Origin of the sequence: Achromobacter sp. NPDC058515 (assembly GCF_042721735.1) — a bacterium.
GTDB lineage: Bacteria > Pseudomonadota > Gammaproteobacteria > Burkholderiales > Burkholderiaceae_B > Achromobacter.
On the sequence record NZ_JBHXNI010000018.1, the window covers coordinates 47,278 to 67,854 of the forward strand.

Below are 20,577 nucleotides of genomic sequence, written 5' to 3' on the forward strand. Positions count from 1 at the left end.
AACTGCCTGGCCCGGCGGCCTACTGGCCCTTGATGCCCAGCTTCTTGATGAGCGGTTCCCAGCGCTTCAATTCTTCGTCCATGTAGCCGCGGAACTCGGCGGGCGTGTCGCCTACCGGGTCCATGAACTGGGCTTGCAGCCGCTTGGCGACTTCCGGATCGCGGATGGCCTGGATCAGCGCGTCCGACAGCTTTTTCTGGACGTCGGCCGGCGCCTTGGATGACACCACGAAACCGATCCACGCCGAGCCCTCGATGCCTTGCACGCCCACTTCGGCCAGCGTCGGAATGTCGGGCAGCAGCGCCGAACGCTTGGACGAGGTGACGGCCAGCGCCTTCAGCCGGCCGTCCCGCACCATGGGCATGACCGCGATGGGCGGCAGCGCGGCGAACTGCGTGTCGCCGGACAACAGCGAGGTCAGCGCGGCGGGCGACGAGGGATAGGGGACGTGCGTGGCGCGCGCGCCGATCTGCTGCAGCAGCAGCTCGACGGCCAGGTGCGACACGGTGCCCGCGCCCGGCGACGGGAAGTTGTACTTGTCCGGGTTTTTCTTCAGCGCTTCCAGCAACTGGCCGATGTTGCCGATGCCGGCGCTGGCGGGCACGACCAGCACATTGGGCTGGTGCACGGCCAGCGTCAGCGGCGACAGGTCGGTGGCGGGCGCATAGGGCAGCTTGTCGAACAGCAGCGTGTTGTTCACCAGCGGGCCGGTGATGGAGACGCCGAAGGTGTAGCCGTCGGGCTTGGCGTTGGCGATGGCATAGGTGCCGATGTTGCCGCTGGCGCCCGGCTTGTTCTCGATCACGATGGTCTGGCCCAGGATGGCGCCGGCCTTTTCGCCGACGATGCGGGCGACCTGGTCGGGGCTGGATCCGGGGCCGAACGGCACCACCGCCTTGAGCGGCTGGGTGGGCCAGGCGTCGGCGGCGTGGACGGCGCCCAGCGGCGCGAACGCCGCGAGCGCCAGGGCCAGCGCGCGGGAGGCGAGGCGGCGCGCGAGCAGGTCCGAAAGCAGGCGCGCGGGCGCCGGGGTCGAGAATTCATGCATGCGTGTCTCCCACGTCTTTCATGGTGTCGAAATAGGTCTGTTCATTGGCGATGAAGGCGGCAACCATCGCCCGGTAGGTGGCGTCCACCACCTGTTCCAGATTGGCAAAGCCCTGGTTGTGGCGGCCGGCAAGCTTCCGGGCCTTTTCGAAGACCTGGGCCTGGCGCGCGGGCGCGCTCACCTGGAAGGCGTCGCGCTTGAAGCGCGCGGCATCCTTCACGTACATGGCGCGCTCGGCGATCAGGCGGACGATGTCGTCGTCCAGCCGGTCGATGTGGGCGCGCACCTCGGCCAGGCTGGCGCACAGCGGGCGGTAGGCGGGGTCGGCGTATTCGCGCAGCGGCGCGCCTTGGGTGTCGGGTTCTTGCGTGCTCATAGGCTGAAGTCCGGTTGCCGGGCGGGCGCCGCCTGCTGGAAGGCGGGTTGCGCGCCGCAGTGTTCATGGATGCGCAGGATGCGCGGGTAGGCGGACAGGTCGCAGCCCATGCGCTGGGCGTTGGCCACCTGCGGAACCAGGCAGCAATCGGCCAGCGTGGGCGCGTCGCCAAAGCAGTAGGCGCCGTGGCCGTGGCGGGCCAGCAGCGCTTCCACGGCGGTCAGGCCCTCGCGGATCCAATGGTGGTACCAGGCGGTCTTCTGCTCGTCGGTGGCGCCCAGCACCTCTTGCAGATAGCGCAGGATGCGCATGTTGTTGACCGGGTGGATGTCGCAGGAAATGGCGTCGGACAGCTCCAGCACGCGCGCGCGGGCCAGCGTGCCGGCCGGGATCAGGCGCGGCTCGGGGTGGGTGGCGTCCAGGTAGTCGATGATGGCAAGCGACTGCGACAGCTGCGTGTCGCCATCGACCAGCAGGGGCACGCCCGCCGACGGATTCTTGGCCACGTAGCCCGCGTCGCGCTGCTCCTGCTTGCGCAGGTTCACGGGCAGGTACTCGTAGGACAGGCCCTTGAGCGCCAGCGCGATGCGCACCCGGTAGGACGTGGAGCTGTTGAAGAAGCTGTGGAGTTGCATGGAGTGTGCGTCGATAAGGGATGTGGACGGGGCTGGCGGGGATCGCTATTCGGCCGTAATGCCGGTGCGCGCGACGACGTCGTCCCAGCGCTTGGCGTCACGGGCAATCAGGGCGCCGAACTCGGCGGGCGTGGAGGTGGCCGGGACCATGCCTTGCGCGTCGAACGCGGTGGCGGTGGCCGGGGCCTTCAGGATGGCGTTGATCTCGCGGTTCATGCGGTCCACGATGGCTGCCGGCGTGCCCTTGGGGCCCAGCACGCCGTACCACATGTCCACGTCCGCGCCTTGCAGTCCGGCCTCGGTCAGCGTGGGCGTATCGGGCAGCTGCGGCAGGCGCTTCGGGCTGCCGGTGGCAATCACTTTCAGTTTGCCCGCCTTCACCTGGGGCAGCGCCACGTGCACGGGCAGGAACATGTAGTCCAGCCGGCCGCCCAGCATGTCGGTGACCGCGCCGGCCGTGCCCTTGTACGGCACGTGCAGCATGGCGGTGCCGGTGCGGTCCAGGAACAGCGCCATCGACAGGTGATGCGGCGTGCCCACCCCGGGCGTTCCGTAGCTGAGCTTGCCGGGTGCGGCGGAGGCCGCGCGGACCACGTCCGCGACGGTATTGGCGGGGTTGGACGGGTGCGTGACCAGCAGCAATGAACCCCAGGAAGTCAGGCCGACGGGCGCGAAGTCCTGCTGAGGATCGAAGCGCAGCTTGCCCTTGTACAGGCTGCTGTTCATGACAAAGGTGTTCACCGTCACCAGGAACGTGTATCCGTCGGGGTTGGCGCGCGCGACCTTCTCGGTGCCGATATTGCCGCTGGCGCCCGCGAGGTTTTCCACGACCACGGGCTGGCCCAGCGTCTGGGGCAGGCTGGCCGCCAGTTGGCGCGCGATCAGGTCGATGCCGGTGCCCGGGGTGAAGGGCACGACCAGGGTGATGGGCCGGTCCGGCCAGGCCGCGTGGCTGGCCGTGGCGGTGAACGCCAGGATCGTCGCGGCCAGGACGCGAAGGAATTTGCACATGGTTTGTCTCCAGTCTTGCATGGACTACACGTAGGGCGCCCGCGCCTTGAGCGCCTCGGGGTCGAAGCCCGCCACTTGTTTGTAGCGGCGCGAAATCCCTTCAAGTTCCTCGCGGCTGATCACGTCTTCGATCCGGGCGTAGGGCTTGTCCGCCGAGCGCTCGTGCACTTCGCGCAGGATGGCGTCGGGCGGATTGCTGCGGTTGGTCAACACGACGCGGGTGGTGGCTTCGACGCGGACGCGGTCGTACTGCTGCAGCGCCTCGGGCGTGAGGCCCAGGCGCTTGAGCTGGCCGGTCAGGTAGCGGGCGTCGACCACGGCCTGCCCCGCGCCGTTGGAGCCGCGCGGCACCATGGGATGGGCGGCGTCGCCCAGCAGCGTCATGCGGCCCTGCGTCCAGGTGGGCAGCGGGTCCTGGTCCACCATGGGGTACTCCAGGATGGCGTCCGCGTCCTGGATCAGGCGCGCGACATCCAGCCAGTCGAAATGCCAGTTGGAGAATGCGGGGAAGAAGTCTTCCAGCCGGCCGCTGCGGTTCCAGTCGCGGACGGCGGGCTCGGCGGCCTCGATCTCGGCCACCCAGTTCACGAGCTGGTTGCCGTCGGCGTCGATGTTGTCGCGGATGGGATAGATGACCATCTTGCCGGTGGACAGCCAGCCCGCCCGCACCATGCTGGCGCCGGACAGGAAGGGCTTGCAGCGCGTGGTGCCGCGCCACATGTTGACGCCGGAATAGCGCGGCGCGCCTTCCTGTGGATAGAGCTGCTTGCGCAGCACCGAGTGGATGCCGTCGCAGCCGACCACGATGCGCCCGCGCACCGGGGGCAGCGCATTGCCGTCGTTGTCCTGGAAGCGGGCGGTGACCGCGTCGGCGTCCTGTTCCACGCCGGTGCAGCGGGCGTTGACCACCACGCTGTCGTCGCCCAGGCGCTGGCGCACCGCCGCCAGCAGCGCCATTTGCAGGTCGCCGCGATGAATGGAGTATTGCGGCCAGTCGTAGCCGGCGTCGATGCCGGCGGGCTCGCCGTAGATGAACTGGCCGTGCCGCGTATAGAACACCGATTCGCGCGTGCGCACGGCGATGGCGTCCAGCGTGGGCAAGAGTCCCAGCTCGTCGAGTTCGCGGGTGGCGTGGGGCAGCAGGTTGATCCCCACGCCCAGCGGCCTGATCTCGCGCACGCCCTCGTAGACGCGGCAGGCGATGCCCGCCTGGTGCAGGCTCAGCGCCAGCACCAGGCCGCCCACGCCCGCGCCGACGATGATCACATCGGTATCGGATCGCATGGCTACACCATCCGCACGCTGAGCGTGCCCAGGCCGTCGACGCCGCCCACCATCGTGTCGCCGCGCACCACCGGGCCCACGCCCTCGGGCGTGCCGGTGTAGATCAGGTCGCCGGCTTCCAGCCGGAAGTACCGGGACAGGTAGGCGATGGTTTCGGCGACCGACCAGATCAGCTTGCCGATGTCGCTACGCTGCTTGTCCGCGCCATTGACCTGCAGCCAGATGCCGGCCTGCTCGATGCCGTTGACCGACCGCGCCGGATGCAGCGGGCCGATGGGCGCGCTCAGGTCAAAGGCCTTGCCCAGTTCCCAGGGGCGGCCGGCTTCGCGCATCTTCATCTGCAGGTCGCGGCGCGTCATGTCCAGGCCCACGGCATAGCCCCATACGTGCTGCAGCGCGTCTTCGGGCGCGATATTGGCGCCGCCCTTGCCGATGGCCGCGACCAGTTCGATCTCGTAGTGCAGGTTCGCGGTTTCGGGCGGGTAGGGCAGGGACAGCGTGGTGTCCTGGACGACGGGCACGACGGCGTCGGCCGGCTTGCAGAAGAAGAAGGGCGGTTCGCGGTCGGGGTCGAAACCCATCTCACGGGCATGCGCGGCGTAGTTGCGGCCCACGCAGTAGACGCGGCGCACGGGAAAGCTGTCCTGGCCGCCGGCGACGGGCACGGCAACGGGAGCGGCGGGAGCAAACACAAAAGACATGGATCACCCTTTGAAGGCGGAATATGAATACGGAATGGGTGGCGCAGGGCCGGTTCAGCCGACGCGTTCTTCGCGCCACAGGCCCAGCGCGTCCTGCACGGGGCGGTCGGAATAGCTGAACAGCGTGGCGTCTTCCAGCGCGGCCAACTGCAAGGGCAGCCAGGACGGCGCCACGAAGACGTCGCGCGGGCCAAAATGGAATTCCTGGTCGCCGATGCGCGCGGTGCCCCGGCCTTCGACCACGCTGTAGACCGTGGAGTCGGTCGTGCGGGTGGTCTTGCCCTGGAAGCCCGCGGGCAGGAACTGCATGAAGGTGGCCATCGTGGGCATGGGATAGCCGCCGGTGGCGGGATTCAGGTAGCGCAGCTTGACGCCGTCCCAGGGATCGAGCTCGCCGTGGCGGTAGAGCTCGTCCAGCGCCTCGCGGCTGCGTTCGTAGGGGTAGTTGAAGATGGGCGAGGTGCCGCTTGCGGCCTGGTGGCGCACCGGCGCCATGTTGTGGCCGAAGCGCGCCATGCTGTCGCCCTCGGGGCGCGTCACGGGCTGGGTGGCCGACGGGTAGTTCTCGGCAAAGCCCGCGTCCAGGAAGCGCAGCAGCGGGATGTCCAGGCCGTCCAGCCAGACCACGGGTTCGCCGCCTTCGACGGTTTCGGCATTGCCGTGGTCGTGCCAGGTCCAGGAGGGCGTGATGATGAAGTCGCCCGGATGCATGGTGGTGCGTTCGCCGTTGACGGCCGTGTAGGCGCCGCGGCCTTCCACGATGAAGCGCAGCGCCGATTGCGTGTGACGGTGGCTGGGCGCGATCTCGCCGGGCAGGATGAGCTGCAGGCCGGCATAGAGGCTTTGCGTGATGCTGGCCTGGCCGGGCAGGCCGGGGTTTTCCAGGATCAGCACGCGGCGCACGGCTTCTTCGGCGGTGATCAGCGACCCGGACGCCATGACGTCGTCGCGCACGTCGTCGTATTTCCAGATGGCGGGCACGCAGCGGGGCGCGGGGTGGCGCGGCACCAGGTTGTGCAGCGATTCCCACAGGGGGGACATGTGCTTTTTGGCGATGCGCGCGTAGTAGAGGGCGCGCTCCGAGGCAGCGCTGTCCGCGCCGGTGGGATGACCGTCGTGCATGGTTGTCTCCTGTATGTCCGGCTGTTGCCGGCTTCTACGGGCGGCCGCCGCGTGGTTCGCGGCTGGTCCTGATATGGAGACGATTATGCGTAAGCAGCTATGTGTTTTGAAATGAAATTATCTTATTATCCATACGAATAACAATATACATACGAGACATCCCCACCAGACGAGGGCCTGCATGGACTGGACCCACCGCTTGCGCCTGCGCAACCTCAAGATGTTGCTCAGCCTGGCCCAGACCCGCAACATCAGCCATTCGGCCGCCATGCTCAATACGACGCAGCCGGGCCTGTCGAAGTGGCTGAAGGATCTGGAAGACGATATCGGGCTGCCGCTGTTCGAACGCCACGCGCGCGGTCTGCGCCCGACGCCGCACGGCGACGTGCTGATCGCGCACGCGCAGCGCGTGGAGTCGCAGCTGGACCGCGCCAGCGCGGACATGGCGGCGCTGCGGGAGGGCGGCGGGGGCCGGGTGGTGATCGGCGCCTCGGGCGCGTCCGCGTCGGACACCGTTCCGCTGGCGGTGATGAAGCTGCTGGAGCGCATGCCGCAGGCCCGCGTGAAGCTGGTCGAGGGCACGACCGACCGGCTGCTGGCGCAGCTTGCGCAAGGCGACCTGGATATCGTGGTGGGCCGTTCGGCGCCCGAGCACCATGATCCCGCCATCCGCTTCGAGGCCCTGTACCTGGAGCCCATCCACCTGGTGGCGCGGCCCCGGCATCCGCTGTTCGCGGTGGAGCAGCCAAGCTGGCAGGACCTGCTGTCCTACCGCTGGATCCTGTGGCCCAAGGGCACGCCCATCCGCAATGCGGTGGACGCGGCGCTGGCGGCGGCGGGGCAGGCGCCGCCGGCGGACCACGTGGAGTCGAATTCGGTCACGATCAATCTCACCCTGATCAACAACAGCGACATGATCGGCGTGGCCTCGCATCGCGCGGCGGTGCGCTTTTCGCAGATGCGGGCGATGCGCATCATTCCGGTGCGGCTGTCGGGCTTTGGCTCGGTGGCGATGTACTGGCGGGAGGATGCGTTCCGGCCGGTGGCGGTGCAGGAGGCGATGGCGGCGTTGCGGGGCACGGTGGCGGAACACGCGCCGGGCGCGGCGAGGGTCTGATGCCAGGTTCCGGCGCGGGTCTGAATGCGTTGATCGGGCAGTGCCGCAAGCTGGAGGCGGCGCTGGCGGGCGACGGGGATCCGGCTGCGTCGGCGGCGATGCATCGCTTCGTGGCGGAGATGGATGCCAGGCGGACGCCGCCGGGGATGTGGTCGCCGCTGGCGCTGGCGGTGCTGGTGATGGTGGGCGGGCTGGGAGTGGGGATCGAGGTGCTGAGCCTGCTGCTGAGCGGCGTGGGGGCGGCGTTGGCGGCGTTTGCGCTGGTGGTGGTTTGCGCGGGGACGGCGTTGGGGCTGGCGATCGGGGTGGTGATGTTTATGGCGGGGCGGGCCGGGGGGCTGGTGTTGCTGAAGTGGCTGGCGATCGGGCTGGTTGTTGTGGGCGGGTTGGGGGTGATTGCCTGGACGCAGGGGGATGTGCGGGCTGTGGGGCCGGTGGTGGCGTTGTTGGGGGGGCTGGGGGCTTGGCTGGTGCTTAATAGCAGTGGGTTTTATGTGTTTGCTGGGTATCAGATGGCTCGGCGGTATTTGATGAGGAAGGGGTAGTTGGTTTTTGATGTGGTGTTGGTGTTGGTGTTGGTGTTGGCGTCGGTGGTGATGGTGGTGACTGGTTTCGGTTTCGGTGTCGGTGTCGGTGTTGGTAGTGGTAGTGGTAGTGGTGGTGGTGGTGGTGGTTCTTTTGGCGCCCGGCGCGTCGGCGGCCTGGGGTGCGCGGGGCTGCGATTGCGGTCCGGAGCCTTCGCTCCGGACTTCCCCGTTGTCATCTTCGTCAGCGCCTTTGGCGCTTCCTTCAGATTCCCTCGGGCTTATCGACGCCCCGCGCACCCCAGGCCGCCGACGCGCCGGGCTCTGGTGGTTGAAACTTCACGGGGGCTGGGGCGGACGGTGTGCTTGGCGTGCTCTTCAACGGTGGGGTGGCGGCGGAGGAGCTTGCGGGCCTCGCCCCAGGCCGGCCGCGCGGGCGGCCTTGTGGGGCTTGCGCGGTGTCTTGCGTCGGGGCGGGGACGCTGCGCGCTGGCGCGGGGGGCGTGGTTGCTGATTGCTGGTTGCTGGTTGCGCGGTGGCGGATACAGGTGTCTGACACCCTGGAGATAGTCGCGCAAGCTGACGACCATCTTCCCGGGTGTCAGACACCGGCTGCACCGGCTGCATCTTCCCGGGTGTCAGACACCAGCTGCATCGGCTGATCTTCGCGGGTGTCAGACACCAGCTGCGAGACACCAGCTGCACCGGCTGTATCTTCCCGGGTGTCTGACACCGGCTGCGTTACTTTGCCGCCACGGTTTCGGGCGGCACCGGGTTTTCCCAGCCGCCGCCGATGGCGCGGATCAGGCCTACGGCGGAGCGGGCTTGCTCGCCGTTCAATTGCACCGAGACGCGCTGCTGGAGCAGGACGCTGCGGTCGGCTTCGATCACGTCGAGGAAGCTGATGGAGCCTTCGCGGTATTGCGTGTGCGAGAGCTTGGCGGCGCGGGCGGCGGCTTCCACCGCGGCGTCCTGGGCCTTGGTCTGGTCGGCCAGGATGCGCAGGTTGGCCAGGTTGTCTTCAACTTCGCGGAACGCGTTGAGCACGGTCTGGCGGTAGACGGCGACGTCTTCCTCGTAGACGGCGCGGGCGCGGTCCAGGCCGGCCTGGCGGCGGCCGCCGTCGAATATCGGCATGGACAGGGCGGCGCCCACCAAGGGGCCCAGGAGGAAGGTGCGGCTGGACCATTCGAACAGGTTGCCCAGGTCCGATGATTCGTAGCCGAAGGCGCCGGTGATGTCCAGGCGCGGGAAGAAGGCGGACTTGGCGGCGCCGACGCGCGAGTTGGCGGCGGCCATGGCGCGTTCGGCGGCGGCGATGTCGGGGCGGCGTTCCAGCAGGGTAGACGGCAGGCCGGCCGGGATGGACAGGGCGACCTTTTCGATGGGCTGCGGCGGCATGGTGAAGTCCGACGGAGCGCGGCCCAGCAGCACGGCCAGCGCGTGTTCGGCGGTGGCGCGGCGGCGGTCGATGCCCAGGGCTTCGGATTGCGCGGAGGCCAGTTCAGCCTTGGCGCGGGCCAGGTCCAGTTCGCTGATGTCGCCGGCGTCGTAGCGGCGCTGGATCAGTTGCAGGGTGTCGGTGCGCAGCTTGACCGTCTGGTGGTAGAGCCGCGATTCGGCGTCCTGTTCGCGCACCAGGAAGTAGGTGGTGGCGACGTCGGCCTGCAGGGCCAGCAGCACCGAGCGGTACAGGGCCTCGCTTTGCTGGGCGTCGGCGGTGGCGGCGTCCGCGGTGGAGGCGACGCGGCCGAACAGGTCGGCTTCGTATGACACCGTGCCCTGGGCGCGCCAGGTGGTGACGGGATTGGTCGAGGCGCCGTCGGGCAGGCCCTGCGACACGGCCGAGGGGCGCTGGCGGTTGGGGCCGAAGCCGGCGTCCAGGCTGGGGAAGAAGCCGGAGCGGGCTTCGCGCTGCAGCGCGCGCGCCTGGGTCAGGCGGGCGGCGGCGGCCTGCAGGTCCTGGTTGGCCTGCTGGGCTTCTTCTTCGAGCTGGTTCAGGCCTTCGTCGCCGAACACCTTCCACCAGGCGCCGCGCAGCGCGTCTTCGGACGGCTCGGCGGGCTTCCAGGTGCCGGCTTCGGCGGCGGGCAGGGCGGCTTCCTTGAAGGCCGCCGGCGTGGCGGCCGAGGGCCGTTCGTAGGTCGGGCCCACCGCGCAGCCGGCCAGCACGAGCAGGATGGCAAGCAGGGCGGAACCGCGGGTCAGTCTTTGGATCATGATGACTATTCTCTTTAGCGCGCGTCCCGTCTAGCTGGGCGAGACGCGCTGGCTTCTCTTCTGTCTGCGGGCCTACGCGTTGTGCTGGGTGGCGGGCGGCGCGTTCGGGTCCACGTGAGGCATGCACACGGGCGCCTCATGCGGCGCGGCGGAGTGCAGCTTCTTGCCGCCAATGGAGCGCAGCAGCACATAGAACACCGGCGTCAGGAACAGGCCGAACAGGGTCACGCCCAGCATGCCGAAGAACACGGCGACGCCCATGGCATGGCGCATTTCCGAGCCCGCGCCCGAGGACAGCACCAGCGGCACCACGCCCATGATGAACGCGATGGACGTCATCAGGATGGGGCGCAGGCGCAGGCGGCTGGCCTCGATGGCGGCTTCCAGCGGCGTGCGGCCGTTCATTTCCAGTTCGCGGGCGAATTCCACGATCAGGATCGCGTTCTTCGCCGACAGCCCCACCAGCACCATCAAGCCGATCTGCGTGAAGATGTTGTTGTCGTTGCCCGTCAGGTAGACGCCGGTCAGCGCGGCCAGGATGCTCATCGGCACGATCAGGATGACGGCCAGCGGCAAGGTCAGGCTTTCATACAGCGCGGCCAGCACCAGGAACACCAGCAGCACGCTGATGGGAAACACCCACAGGCCGGCGTTGCCCGCCAGGATCTGCTGATACGTCAGGTCGGTCCATTCGAACTTCACGCCGCGCGGCAGCGTTTCGGCGGCGACGCGTTCGGCCGCGGCCTGCGCCTGGTCGGACGAGTAGCCGGGAGCCGGGCCGCCGTTGATGTCGGCGGCGGTGTAGCCGTTGTAGCGCACCACCATTTCCGGGCCGAAGGTCTGCTTGACCGTCACGAGCGACGACAGCGGCACCATGTCGCCCGCGGCGTTGCGGGTCTTGAGCTGCAGGATGTCGTCGGCGTGCGCGCGGAACGGGGCGTCGGCTTGCGCGCGCACCTGGAACACCCGGCCGAAGCGGTTGAAGTCGTTGACGTACATGGAGCCCAGGTAGATCTGCATGGTGTCGAACACTTCCGTCACCGGCACGCCGAGCTGCTTGGCCTTCACGCGGTCCAGGTCCACATCGAGCTGCGGCACGTTGATCTCATAGCTGGAGAACGACGGGCCCAGTTCCGGCGTCTGGCGCGCCTTTTCCAGGAAGGCCTGCTTGGCCTTGTCCAGTTCGGCATAGCCCAGCGCCGCGCGGTCTTCCAGCTGCAGCTTGAAGCCGCCCAGCGTGCCCAGGCCCATCACGGGCGGGGGCGGGAACACGGCGATGAACGAGTCCTGGATCGACGCGAACTTCTGGTTCAGGGACGCCGCGATGGCGTTGCCCGACAGATCGGCGCTCTTGCGTTCCTCGAAGGGCTTCAAGGTCACGAACACGATGCCGGCGCTGGAGCTGTTGGTGAAGCCGTTGATCGACAGGCCGGGGAAGGCGATGGCGGACTGCACGCCGGGTTCCTTCAGGGCGATGTCGCTCATGCGGCGGATCACGTCTTCGGTGCGGTCCAGCGAGGCGCCGTTGGGCAGCTGCGTGAAGCCGATCAGGTACTGCTTGTCCTGCGCGGGCACGAAGCCGCCGGGCACCAGATACGACACCCCGATGGTGGCGGCCACCAGCACCGCGTACACGCCCATGGCGCTCGCCTTGCGGCGGATCACGTTGGCCACGCCCGTGCCGTAGGACTCGGACGCGCGGCCGAACATGTTGTTGAACCAGTTGAAGAAGCGGCCGAACACGCGGTTCATGCCACGGGTCAGCCAGTCGGGCTTGTCGTGGTGGCTCTTGAGCAGCAAGGCCGACAGCGCGGGCGACAGGGTCAGCGAGTTGAAGGCCGAGATCACCGTCGAGATGGCGATGGTCATCGCGAACTGCTTGTAGAACTGGCCGGTCAGGCCCGTCATGAAGGCCAGCGGCACGAACACGGCGCACAGGGTCAGCGCGATGGCGATGATGGGGCCGCTGACTTCGCGCATGGCGCGGTAGGTCGCATCGCGCGGACTCAGCCCCGCCGCGATGTTGCGTTCCACGTTTTCCACCACCACGATGGCGTCGTCCACCACAATGCCGATGGCAAGCACCATCCCGAACAGCGACAGCGCGTTGATGGAATAGCCGAATACCAGCAGCAGCGCGAAGGTCCCCACGATGGACACCGGCACCGCCAGCAGCGGAATGATGGACGCGCGCCAGGTCTGCAGGAACAGGATCACCACCAGCACCACCAGCGCGATGGCTTCCAGCAGCGTGTGCACCACGGCCTCGATGCTGGAGCGCACGAACTGGGTGGGGTCGTATTCGATGCGGTACTCCACGCCCGGCGGGAAGTCCTGCGCCAGCTCGGTCATGGCTGCGCGCACCTTGCTGGACACGTCCAGCGCGTTGGCGCCCGGCGATTGCATGATGCCCATGCCCACCGCCTGCTTGTTGTCCAGGAGCGAGCGCAGGCCGTATTCCTGCGCATCCAGTTCCACGCGGGCCACGTCGGACAGGTGCGTCACGGCGCCGTCCGGCGAGGTCTTCAGGATGATGTCGCGGAATTCCTCTTCGGTTTGCAGGCGGCCGCGCGCATTCACGTTCAGCTGCAGCGGCACGTCGCCTTGCGTGGGCGAGGCGCCGATCACGCCGGCGGCTACCTGCACGTTCTGTTCGCGGATGGCGGCGACGACTTCCGACGCGGTCATGCCGCGCTGCGCCACCTTCTGCGGGTCCAGCCAGACGCGCATGGAGTAGTTGCCCGAGCCCCACACCGTCACTTCGCCCACGCCCGTGATGCGGGCCAGGCGGTCCTTGACGTTCAGGATCGCGTAGTTGCGCAGGTAGGTGATGTCGTAGCGGTCATTGGGCGAGATAAGGTGGACGACGAGCGTCAGCGTGGGCGAGCTTTTGGCCGTGGTCACGCCCAGGCGCTGCACGTCCGGCGGCAGGCGCGGCAGCGCCTGCGACACGCGGTTCTGCACCAGCTGCTGCGCCTTGTCCGGGTCCACGCCCAGCTTGAAGTTCACGGTCAGCGTCAGGTTGCCGTCGCTGTTGGCCTGCGACTGCATGTACAGCATGTCTTCCACGCCGTTGATGGATTCCTCCAGCGGCGAGGCGACGGTTTCGGCGATGACCTTGGGGTTGGCGCCCGGATACTGCGCGCGCACCACCACCGACGGTGGCACCACTTCCGGGTATTCGGAGATGGGCAGCTGGAACATGGCCAAGAGGCCCGCCAGCAGCACCAGGATGGACAGCACGCCGGCGAAGATCGGCCGGTCGATGAAGAATTTCGAGATATTCATGGACGTTCTCGTTCGACGCGTCGGCTCAGTTCTGCGCCGATGCGGTCTTGACCGGGTTGCGCTGGGCGGCAACCATGGGGACGACGGTCGGGGTCACGGCGTCGCCGGGACGGATGCGTTGCAGGCCATTGACGACGATGCGCTCGCCGGCGGCCAGGCCCGAGTCCACCACGCGCAGGCCTTCCTGGTTGGCGCCCAGCTTCACCTGGCGATACACGGCGTGGTTCTTGTCGTCCAGCACCAGCACGAAGCGCTTGTCCTGGTCGGTGCCGATGGCCTTCTCGTCGATCAGCACGGCCGAGCGCGGATCGCTGCCGCCCAGGCGGACGCGGGCGTACAGGCCGGGCAGGAGCGAGCCGTCGGCGTTGTCGAACTCGGCGCGCACGCGGATCGTGCCCGAGGTCGCGTCCAGGCGGTTGTCCACCGATTGCACGACGCCCGTGCGCGAATAGCCTTCCTCGTTGGCCAGGCCCAGTTCGACGGGCACGGAACCCGCGCGGCCGTTGCGGGCGGGGTTCACGTATTTCAGGAAGGTTTGTTCGTCCACGTCGAACGAGGCGTACATCTTGGACACCGACACCAGCGTGGTCAGCGGCACCGACGCGGCGCCGGCGGCCACCACGTTGCCCACCGTGACCTCGGCGCGCGAGACGCGGCCGGCCACGGGCGCTTCGATGCGGGTGTAGCCCAGGTTCAGCTTGGCGTAGTCCAGCGCGGCTTGCGCGCCCTGCAGGTTGGCGGCGGCTTCGCGCGCGGCGTTCTGCTTTTCCTCGAAGTCGCGGCGGGCGATGGCGTTGTCGGCCAGGAGGCGCTGGCCGCGGGCCAGTTCCGAGGCGGTGTAGGCGGCGCGGGCCTTGGCGGCCGTCAGGGCGGCCGCGGCGCGGTCCACTTCGGCCGCGTAGGGGCGCGGGTCGATGGTGAAGAGCACGTCGCCCTTCTTGACGATGGTGCCGTCCTGGAAGTGGACGGCGGTCAGCGTGCCGGACACCAGGGGGCGGATGTCGACGCGGTCGATGGCCTCCAGGCGGCCGGAGTAGCGCTGCCAGTCCACGATGGTCTTGTTGACGACTTCGGCCACCTCGACGGGCGGGGCGGCGGGGGCGCCCTGGGCCATGGCGACGTTGCCGCCGGCGGGGCCCCGGGTGAGGGCATAGCCGCCGCCTGCCGCGAGCACGGCTGCAAAGACGACGAGCATAGCAATACGATTACGCGAAACCATGATGTTTCCTTGAGTGGTGTAGGGGCGAAAGCGCGCTTGCCCGGGGCCTGGGGCGGGAGGCGGCGGCGGTCCAGGGGGAATGCCAGTCCTAAGAATCCGATGGATATATGCTTATTGCTTATGCTGCGATGCAGCATGCAACGAGGTTGCGTATCCTGGGCTGCGGCGCCTTGGCGGGGCGGGTCGCTGCGGGTTCGGAATCTGAGGATTGACATGCCCCGTTTGGGTGCCGGGCGGCAAGGGCACTTCAAGATGGTTTGCATTCTGAGTGTTTTGTGGGGCCGGATAAACCTGTCTATTCCGGCAACACTATTCGTCAGGAATGACTAATCAGCGCCGAAATCGGGTTATGCTGCGTTCACCCCGACTCTTTGCCCAAAAGGACACCCACCGCCATGGACCGTTTTCAGGCTATGCAGGTGTTTGTGCGCGTCGTGGACGCCAATAGCTTCACCCGGGCGGCCGACAGCCTCTCGCTTCCGCGCACCACCGTCACCACCATCATCCAGAACCTCGAACGCCTCCTGGGCGTGCGCCTGCTCAACCGCACCACGCGCCGCATCGGCCTGACGCCGGACGGCGCGGGCTACTACCAGCATTGCGTGCGCATCCTGGCCGACGTCGAGGAAACCGAGGCCTGCTTCCAGGAAGCCGCCCTGCGCCTGAAGGGGCGGCTGCGCATCGACGTGCCGACCTGCATCGGGCGCCTGATCCTGATCCCCTCATTGTGTGATTTCCACGACAAATACCCGGATGTCGAGCTGGTGCTCGGCCTGGGCGACCGTCCGGTGGATATGGTGCAAGAGGCCGTGGACTGCGTGATCCGCGCCGGCGACCTGGAAGATTCCAGCCTGGTCGCCCGCCGCATCGGCACGCTGCAGACTGTGACCTGCGCGTCGCCCACCTATGTGGCGCGCCATGGCATGCCGCAAACCATCGAATCCCTGCGCGACCACCACGCGGTGCATTACTTCTCCAGCCGCAGCGGGCGCAACTGCGCCTGGGACTTCAAGGTGGACGGCAAGCACCAGGAAGTGGACATGAAGGGCACGGTGGCCGTGAACGAAGCCGGCGCCTACCTGGACTGCGGACTGAAGGGCTTCGGCCTGATCCAGACCGCGCGCTACATGGCGCTGCCTTACCTGCAATCGGGCGAGCTGATCGAAATCCTGCCGCAATGGAAGCCCAGCTCCACGGCCATTTCCGTGCTGTATCCGCAGAGCCGCCAGCTGTCGCCCAAGGTGCGCGCCTTCACCGACTGGGTGGCGGAGCTGTTCGCCGGCTGCCCGCTGCTCAGCGGCCGCGACGAGACCGATCCGGCCGCCGCCTCCTGCGGCGTCTACCAGCGCAACCAGGGGCTGGTCACCGCGGCCCAGCCCAGGCTCCCGATGGTGCCGGCGCTTGCCGACATGCCGCCGCGCCGCCGCAGCGCGCGCGAGGAAGCGGCCGAGTACGCCCTGTAAGGGCCCCGCATGGCGGGCCGAGGCGCCCGCCATGCGTCCTAAGCACGGGAAACCCCGTAGTAAATACAGCCCTTGCGTCCCTCGTATGTGATGAAACGTCTGTATAGTCCGACAGTCAAAGCCTACAACGCCCTTACTGTCGATCCGCTCTATGCAGCCTGTTCTACCCGCTTACCTGATCGCCCGTTGGCTGTTGCTGCTCGTGTTGTTGGCGGGGGTTTACTTTCTTAGCGGATTCCTCGTTCCCGCGTTGGCGGCGCTGATCATCGGTCTGGCCAGCTGGCCCCTGTACCAGCGCCTGGTCGTGCGCTGCCGCGGCCGCACGGCGGTTGCCGCCTCGCTGGCATTGCTGGTGGTCATCGTGGTGCTGATCGTGCCGATGACCTTGGCGCTGTCCTACGCCATCAAGGAAGCCAGCGCCTTCTTCGCCTGGGCCATCGCGGCCAACCGCCACGGGGTGTCGGTGCCGGCCTGGATCACGTCCATGCCCGTCGTGGGCGAACGCCTGGGCCATTACTGGGAATCCTATCTCGGCCAGCCCCACGCGCTGGGCGCGCTGGTCGAGGCCGTCAGCGGCGAACACCTGGGCAACATCTACCGCATGGTGCTGGCGGCCACGGGCAACGTGTTCCAGTTGCTCCTGACCGTGCTGTTCATGCTGATCACGCTGTTCTTTGTCTACAAGGACGGCGTGCGCATGGTGGCCCAGCTGGACGTGCTGGGCGAACGCATCCTGCCCGCGCGCTGGCAGCGCTTTTCGCGCGTGGTGCCGGCCACCATCAATTCCACCGTCACGGGCATGGGCCTGATCGCCCTGGGCGAAGGCCTGGTGCTGGGCGTCGCCTACTGGGTGGCCGGCGTGCCGTCGCCGGTGCTGCTGGGCGTGGTCACCGGCTTCATGGCGCTGATCCCGGGCGGCGCGCCGCTGTCGTTCACGCTGGTGTCGCTGTACCTGGTGGGGTCGGGCCATGTGGTGGCGGGCATCGCGCTGATGGTCTGGGGCAGCGTGGAGCTCTTCATCGTCGACAAGACCCTGCGCCCGCGCCTGGTGGGCGGCCCCGTGAAGCTGCCCTTCCTGCCGACCTTCTTCGGCCTGGTGGGGGGCGTGAAGACCATGGGCATCGTCGGGCTGTTCGTGGGCCCGGTGCTGATGGCGCTGCTGGTGGCGGTATGGCGCGAATGGGTGCACCATGAAGTCCAGGAGCGCGACGCCGAACGCCTGAACCGGCGCGCCTCTTCCGCCGCGGATTAGGCGCAGGCAGTTTTGGTAATCTAGCCGTCCCCACGTGTACCGGCGCCCGATCCGGTGCGCGCCTGCCCGCATGCAGACGCGTCGCATACGCCGCGGGGTGTGAGGATTGAGATGTCCGGGTTACTGCTTGATGATCAGATAGCCGTCCTGCGCGAGCAGGGATTCGTGGTGGCGCGCCAATTCGCAAGCCCTGAACAGGTGGCCGCCTTGCGCGCGCTGGCCGAGCGCCATTTGCGCGACCACGTGGCGCCCATCGAATACGAAGCCGACCTGCGCTACCCCGGCGCGCCCGAGTCGCGCGCCGCCGAAGGCGGGCTGACTGTGCGCCGCCTGCTCGGCGCCTACGCCCGCGACCCCCTGTTCGCCCGGTGGGCCACCGACCCGCGCATCGAAACATGGCTGGCGCGCTACTTCAGCGAAACCCCCGTGCTGTCCACGGTGCACCACAACTGCGTGATGACCAAGCACCCCGCCTACGGCAGCCTGACGGGCTGGCACCAGGACATCCGCTACTGGTCCTTCTCCGACACGGACCTGGTGTCCTGTTGGCTGGCCCTGGGCCCGGAAACGCGCGCCAACGGGGGCCTGTCGTTCATCCCCGGTTCCCATGCGGCCGCCTTCGCGCCCGAGCAGTTCGACGACAAGAAGTTCTTCCGCGACGACGAGCCCCGCAATGCCGAATGGATCGCGCGCGCCGTCTGCCCGGACCTGGAAGCCGGCGACGTGGTGTTCTTCCATTGCCGCACGCTGCACGCCGCCCAGGGCAACCGCAGCGACCGCGTCAAGCTGTCGGTGGTCCACACCTATCATCCGCAGTCCTGCCACCCCCTGCCGGGCACGCGTTCCGCCTCGCAGCCTGGCGTGCCGTTGACGACCGTTTAGCACTGGCAGCGATAAAAGTAATTGAAATCTGCTATTAATGATTGAATTACAATTAAATTAAGCGCAATACGCGACGACGGGCCGGCAAACCCGCGTCGCGTTGATTCTTGCGCCGCCTCCCTAGAACTCAATAGGCTGCCCCTGTGCGCAAATCACCCATCGCCGACACGGAAAATCCGCAAGCGCCGACCGAGACCCGGTCTTCGCTGTTCGTAGGCTCCACCGAAAAAGCCTTCCAGGTCCTGCACGCGTTCGACGGCTCCAAGCGCCACATGACCCTGGCCGACATCGCCCGCGCCTCGGGCCTGGACCGCAGCGCCACGCAGCGCCTGGTCTACACGCTGGAAACCCTGGGCTACCTGCGCCGCATCCCGGACACCCGCAACTACGGGCTGACGCCCAAGGTGCTGCAGTTCTCGTACAACTACGTGCGCGCCAACGAACTGATCGACAAGGCCTCGCCCTATCTGCTGGACATCAGCCGCACGCTGGGCGAAACCACCAACCTGCAGGAACTGGACGGCCACGAGATCGTGTTCGTGGCGCGTTTTCCCGGCCACCACCTGGTCAACGTGGACATCGCCGTCGGCAGCCGCCTGCCCGCGTACTTCACGGCCTCCGGCACCGCGATCCTGTCGCGCCTGTCCGACGAGCAGCGCCGCGAGATCCTGGCGCAGACCAGGCTGGAAGCGATCACGCCGTACACCGAGGTCAATCCGGACAGGCTGCTGGACCGCGTGCAGCGGGTGGCCGAGAAGGGCTACGCGATCATCGTGAACGAAACGGTGCTGGGGGATATTTCGGTGGCTGCGCCGGTGATTGACCATCGCGGTTTGGCGGTGGCGGCGATCAATATTTCCGTGCCGACGACGAGGTGGACAGTGGCAAGGGTTGAGGCTGAGCTGGCGCCGCATGTGCAGGTGGCGGCGACTTCGATCTCGAAGTCCAAATTCTCGGCTTATTCGAGGTAGGGGGGGCGGGTATTACGTACGTGGCTTGGAAGACTATTTACGTGATTGATGAGGGGCGAGTGCCTGGGCTGGTGCTTCGTAGGTCGCCAGTCGGCGCCCATCGGACACTGGAGTTGAAATGGCGATTAGCGGCAAGCCAGAAAATCCTGGCCTGTCACTGCGCTGCCGGTGTCTGCCGGTGTCTGACACCCGTGCGAGACGATCTCCAGCTTGAGCCGCCGTCTCATGGGTGTCAGACACCTGGTTCAGGTGGCGGCGACTTCGATCTCGAAGTCCAAATTCTCGGCTTATTCGAGGTAGGGGGGCGGGTATTCTCACGGGTGTCAGACACCTGGTTCGACGTTTCATCGGTATCTGCCGGTGTCTGACACCCGTGTGAGACGATCGTCGGTTTGAGCCGCCGTCTCATGGGTGTCAGACACCTAGTTCGTTTCATGGGTGTCAGACACCTAGTTCAAGAACCACCAACGAATCCAAACCCACCAAAAAAAGGACCACCAATCTGAACTGACGTGCCCCCGGAATATCCGTACAGGTCAAAACCCCAAACCTTCAAGCAATCCCTTCAAACTCCCGAAGCAAAGGAATCAACTCCGCCCGCAAAGCCGCCTGCAATCCATCCGCCGGCGCCACCAAAGGATCCAGAACCTCCGGCGCATCAACCCCAATCAAATCCATCACCGACTTCATCGGCCCCGGATTCGTCTCCGCAAACGCCAGATTCATCAACGGAATCAACCGGCGATGCAGATCCATCGACTCCCGCGTCCGCCCCTCGGCCGCCAGCGCATAAACCTTGCGCCAGGCAGAAGGCAACAGACTCGCCGTCACCACGATCCCGCCCCGCGCCCCAGCCGCCAGATGCACCGGCAGCAATGTATCTTCCCCGCTGAACACCGCAAACGACTCATCCACTCCCGCCACCGTCCGCAGGAAATGGTACATGTCGGTATTGCAGGCCTTCATCCCGATAATGTTCTCGTGCCGCGACAGCTCATGCAGCACCTCCGGCGCGATCGCGATACGGGTGCGGTACGGGATCTCGTAGATCATCACCGGCAGCGGCGATGCATCCGCATAGCGCAGGAAGTACTCGCGGATGCCCGCCTGTGTGGGCGTCGTGTAATAGGGCGTCAGCACCATCAGCGCGTCCGCGCCCGCATCCGCGAACTCCTGGCCCGCCTGCAGGGCGTCGTGAAAGCCCGGGTCCAGCACGCCCGGAATCACCGGCACGCGGCCTTCCACCGCTTCCACCGTCAGCTTGCACATGCGGATGCGTTCGGCGCGGGCCAGCGCGCCGTACTCGCCCGTGCCGCCCAGCGGCACGATGCCGTCGATGCCTTGCTTGAGCAGATAGGAAATCAGCGCCTTCGCGGCCGGGACATTGATCGTGTCGTCGGCGTTGACGGGCGTCGGGATGGCGGGAAAGACACCGCGCAGGTGGGTTGCGTTCAGCATGTTGCG

Annotated in this window: 17 protein-coding genes; 6 read left to right on the forward strand and 11 right to left on the reverse strand. The window is 67.3% G+C overall.

All coding sequences use genetic code 11. The features are described 5' to 3' along the window. Positions 1 to 19: 19 nt before the first annotated feature. Genes ACFWP0_RS25415 through gtdA form a run of 7 tightly spaced genes read right to left on the reverse strand, consistent with a single transcriptional unit; the run spans position 20 to position 6,177 of the window. Positions 20 to 1,048, reverse strand: a complete 1,029-nt coding sequence (locus ACFWP0_RS25415) for a Bug family tripartite tricarboxylate transporter substrate binding protein (protein WP_377846879.1) — start codon at positions 1,046 to 1,048, stop codon at positions 20 to 22. Next, positions 1,041 to 1,424, reverse strand: a complete 384-nt coding sequence (locus ACFWP0_RS25420; protein WP_377846881.1) for a chorismate mutase — start codon at positions 1,422 to 1,424, stop codon at positions 1,041 to 1,043. Before ACFWP0_RS25420 ends, ACFWP0_RS25415 begins: the two co-directional genes overlap by 8 nt. Continuing rightward, positions 1,421 to 2,059, reverse strand: a complete 639-nt coding sequence (gene maiA, locus ACFWP0_RS25425; protein ID WP_377846883.1) for a maleylacetoacetate isomerase — start codon at positions 2,057 to 2,059, stop codon at positions 1,421 to 1,423. The genes ACFWP0_RS25420 and maiA overlap by 4 nt, the downstream gene beginning before the upstream one ends. 45 nt (positions 2,060 to 2,104) lie before the next feature. Beyond that, a complete protein-coding gene (locus ACFWP0_RS25430; protein ID WP_377846885.1) occupies positions 2,105 to 3,070 on the reverse strand; it encodes a tripartite tricarboxylate transporter substrate binding protein in 966 nt (321 codons plus the stop codon). A 24-nt stretch (positions 3,071 to 3,094) separates the two neighbouring features. Continuing rightward, positions 3,095 to 4,354, reverse strand: coding sequence for a flavin-dependent oxidoreductase (locus tag ACFWP0_RS25435; RefSeq protein ID WP_377846887.1), 1,260 nt, complete (start codon positions 4,352 to 4,354; stop codon positions 3,095 to 3,097). Between the two features lie 2 nt (positions 4,355 to 4,356). Further along, positions 4,357 to 5,055: a fumarylacetoacetate hydrolase family protein gene (locus ACFWP0_RS25440; RefSeq protein WP_377846889.1), complete on the reverse strand. Its 699-nt coding sequence runs from the start codon at positions 5,053 to 5,055 to the stop codon at positions 4,357 to 4,359. A gap of 54 nt (positions 5,056 to 5,109) precedes the next feature. Beyond that, positions 5,110 to 6,177 (reverse strand): gentisate 1,2-dioxygenase, encoded by a 1,068-nt coding sequence (gene gtdA / locus ACFWP0_RS25445; RefSeq protein ID WP_377846891.1) that lies wholly within the window; start codon positions 6,175 to 6,177, stop codon positions 5,110 to 5,112. A 181-nt stretch (positions 6,178 to 6,358) separates the two neighbouring features. Here gtdA and ACFWP0_RS25450 point away from each other — a divergent pair, with 181 nt between their 5' ends. Beyond that, positions 6,359 to 7,294 carry a LysR family transcriptional regulator gene (locus tag ACFWP0_RS25450; protein WP_377846893.1) on the forward strand — a complete coding sequence of 312 codons (936 nt, stop codon included), beginning with the start codon at positions 6,359 to 6,361 and terminating at the stop codon, positions 7,292 to 7,294. Then, positions 7,294 to 7,839 carry a hypothetical protein gene (locus tag ACFWP0_RS25455; RefSeq protein WP_377846895.1) on the forward strand — a complete coding sequence of 182 codons (546 nt, stop codon included), beginning with the start codon at positions 7,294 to 7,296 and terminating at the stop codon, positions 7,837 to 7,839. The genes ACFWP0_RS25450 and ACFWP0_RS25455 overlap by 1 nt, the downstream gene beginning before the upstream one ends. Positions 7,840 to 8,559: 720 nt before the next feature. Here ACFWP0_RS25455 and ACFWP0_RS25460 read toward each other — a convergent pair. The 3 genes from ACFWP0_RS25460 to ACFWP0_RS25470 all read right to left on the reverse strand — a co-directional run bounded on the left by ACFWP0_RS25460 (position 8,560) and on the right by ACFWP0_RS25470 (position 14,545). After that, positions 8,560 to 10,038, reverse strand: a complete 1,479-nt coding sequence (locus ACFWP0_RS25460; RefSeq protein WP_377846897.1) for an efflux transporter outer membrane subunit — start codon at positions 10,036 to 10,038, stop codon at positions 8,560 to 8,562. 72 nt (positions 10,039 to 10,110) lie between these two features. Then, positions 10,111 to 13,326 (reverse strand): efflux RND transporter permease subunit, encoded by a 3,216-nt coding sequence (locus tag ACFWP0_RS25465; RefSeq protein ID WP_377846899.1) that lies wholly within the window; start codon positions 13,324 to 13,326, stop codon positions 10,111 to 10,113. A gap of 25 nt (positions 13,327 to 13,351) precedes the next feature. Then, positions 13,352 to 14,545 carry an efflux RND transporter periplasmic adaptor subunit gene (locus tag ACFWP0_RS25470; RefSeq protein ID WP_377846900.1) on the reverse strand — a complete coding sequence of 398 codons (1,194 nt, stop codon included), beginning with the start codon at positions 14,543 to 14,545 and terminating at the stop codon, positions 13,352 to 13,354. A 395-nt stretch (positions 14,546 to 14,940) separates the two neighbouring features. On the opposite strand from ACFWP0_RS25470, the gene ACFWP0_RS25475 reads away from it, so the two are divergent. From ACFWP0_RS25475 to ACFWP0_RS25490, 4 genes are all read left to right on the forward strand, one after another. Further along, positions 14,941 to 16,008 carry a LysR family transcriptional regulator gene (locus ACFWP0_RS25475; protein WP_377846902.1) on the forward strand — a complete coding sequence of 356 codons (1,068 nt, stop codon included), beginning with the start codon at positions 14,941 to 14,943 and terminating at the stop codon, positions 16,006 to 16,008. Between the two features lie 151 nt (positions 16,009 to 16,159). Beyond that, the gene (locus tag ACFWP0_RS25480; RefSeq protein WP_377846904.1) at positions 16,160 to 17,260 is read left to right on the forward strand and encodes an AI-2E family transporter; all 1,101 of its coding nucleotides are present in this window, start codon (positions 16,160 to 16,162) and stop codon (positions 17,258 to 17,260) included. 111 nt (positions 17,261 to 17,371) lie between these two features. Further along, positions 17,372 to 18,142 (forward strand): phytanoyl-CoA dioxygenase family protein, encoded by a 771-nt coding sequence (locus ACFWP0_RS25485; protein WP_377846906.1) that lies wholly within the window; start codon positions 17,372 to 17,374, stop codon positions 18,140 to 18,142. A 143-nt stretch (positions 18,143 to 18,285) separates the two neighbouring features. After that, a complete protein-coding gene (locus ACFWP0_RS25490) occupies positions 18,286 to 19,113 on the forward strand; it encodes an IclR family transcriptional regulator (protein ID WP_377846908.1) in 828 nt (275 codons plus the stop codon). A gap of 552 nt (positions 19,114 to 19,665) precedes the next feature. Here the strand turns inward: ACFWP0_RS25490 and dapA are convergent. Beyond that, positions 19,666 to 20,571: a 4-hydroxy-tetrahydrodipicolinate synthase gene (dapA, locus tag ACFWP0_RS25495; RefSeq protein WP_377846910.1), complete on the reverse strand. Its 906-nt coding sequence runs from the start codon at positions 20,569 to 20,571 to the stop codon at positions 19,666 to 19,668. Between the last annotated feature and the right edge of the window lie 6 nt (positions 20,572 to 20,577).

Coding starts and splice junctions, on each gene's coding strand:
- ACFWP0_RS25440 (WP_377846889.1), bottom strand. CDS start 5,055: ATGTCTTTTGTGTTTGCTCCCGCCGCTCCCGTTGCCGTGCCCGTCGCC.
- ACFWP0_RS25430 (WP_377846885.1), bottom strand. CDS start 3,070: ATGTGCAAATTCCTTCGCGTCCTGGCCGCGACGATCCTGGCGTTCACC.
- ACFWP0_RS25455 (WP_377846895.1), top strand. CDS start 7,294: ATGCCAGGTTCCGGCGCGGGTCTGAATGCGTTGATCGGGCAGTGCCGC.
- gtdA (WP_377846891.1), bottom strand. CDS start 6,177: ATGCACGACGGTCATCCCACCGGCGCGGACAGCGCTGCCTCGGAGCGC.
- ACFWP0_RS25485 (WP_377846906.1), top strand. CDS start 17,372: ATGTCCGGGTTACTGCTTGATGATCAGATAGCCGTCCTGCGCGAGCAG.
- ACFWP0_RS25435 (WP_377846887.1), bottom strand. CDS start 4,354: ATGCGATCCGATACCGATGTGATCATCGTCGGCGCGGGCGTGGGCGGC.
- ACFWP0_RS25415 (WP_377846879.1), bottom strand. CDS start 1,048: ATGCATGAATTCTCGACCCCGGCGCCCGCGCGCCTGCTTTCGGACCTG.
- ACFWP0_RS25475 (WP_377846902.1), top strand. CDS start 14,941: ATGGACCGTTTTCAGGCTATGCAGGTGTTTGTGCGCGTCGTGGACGCC.
- ACFWP0_RS25465 (WP_377846899.1), bottom strand. CDS start 13,326: ATGAATATCTCGAAATTCTTCATCGACCGGCCGATCTTCGCCGGCGTG.
- ACFWP0_RS25480 (WP_377846904.1), top strand. CDS start 16,160: ATGCAGCCTGTTCTACCCGCTTACCTGATCGCCCGTTGGCTGTTGCTG.
- ACFWP0_RS25450 (WP_377846893.1), top strand. CDS start 6,359: ATGGACTGGACCCACCGCTTGCGCCTGCGCAACCTCAAGATGTTGCTC.
- dapA (WP_377846910.1), bottom strand. CDS start 20,571: ATGCTGAACGCAACCCACCTGCGCGGTGTCTTTCCCGCCATCCCGACG.
- ACFWP0_RS25420 (WP_377846881.1), bottom strand. CDS start 1,424: ATGAGCACGCAAGAACCCGACACCCAAGGCGCGCCGCTGCGCGAATAC.
- ACFWP0_RS25460 (WP_377846897.1), bottom strand. CDS start 10,038: ATGATCCAAAGACTGACCCGCGGTTCCGCCCTGCTTGCCATCCTGCTC.
- ACFWP0_RS25470 (WP_377846900.1), bottom strand. CDS start 14,545: ATGGTTTCGCGTAATCGTATTGCTATGCTCGTCGTCTTTGCAGCCGTG.
- maiA (WP_377846883.1), bottom strand. CDS start 2,059: ATGCAACTCCACAGCTTCTTCAACAGCTCCACGTCCTACCGGGTGCGC.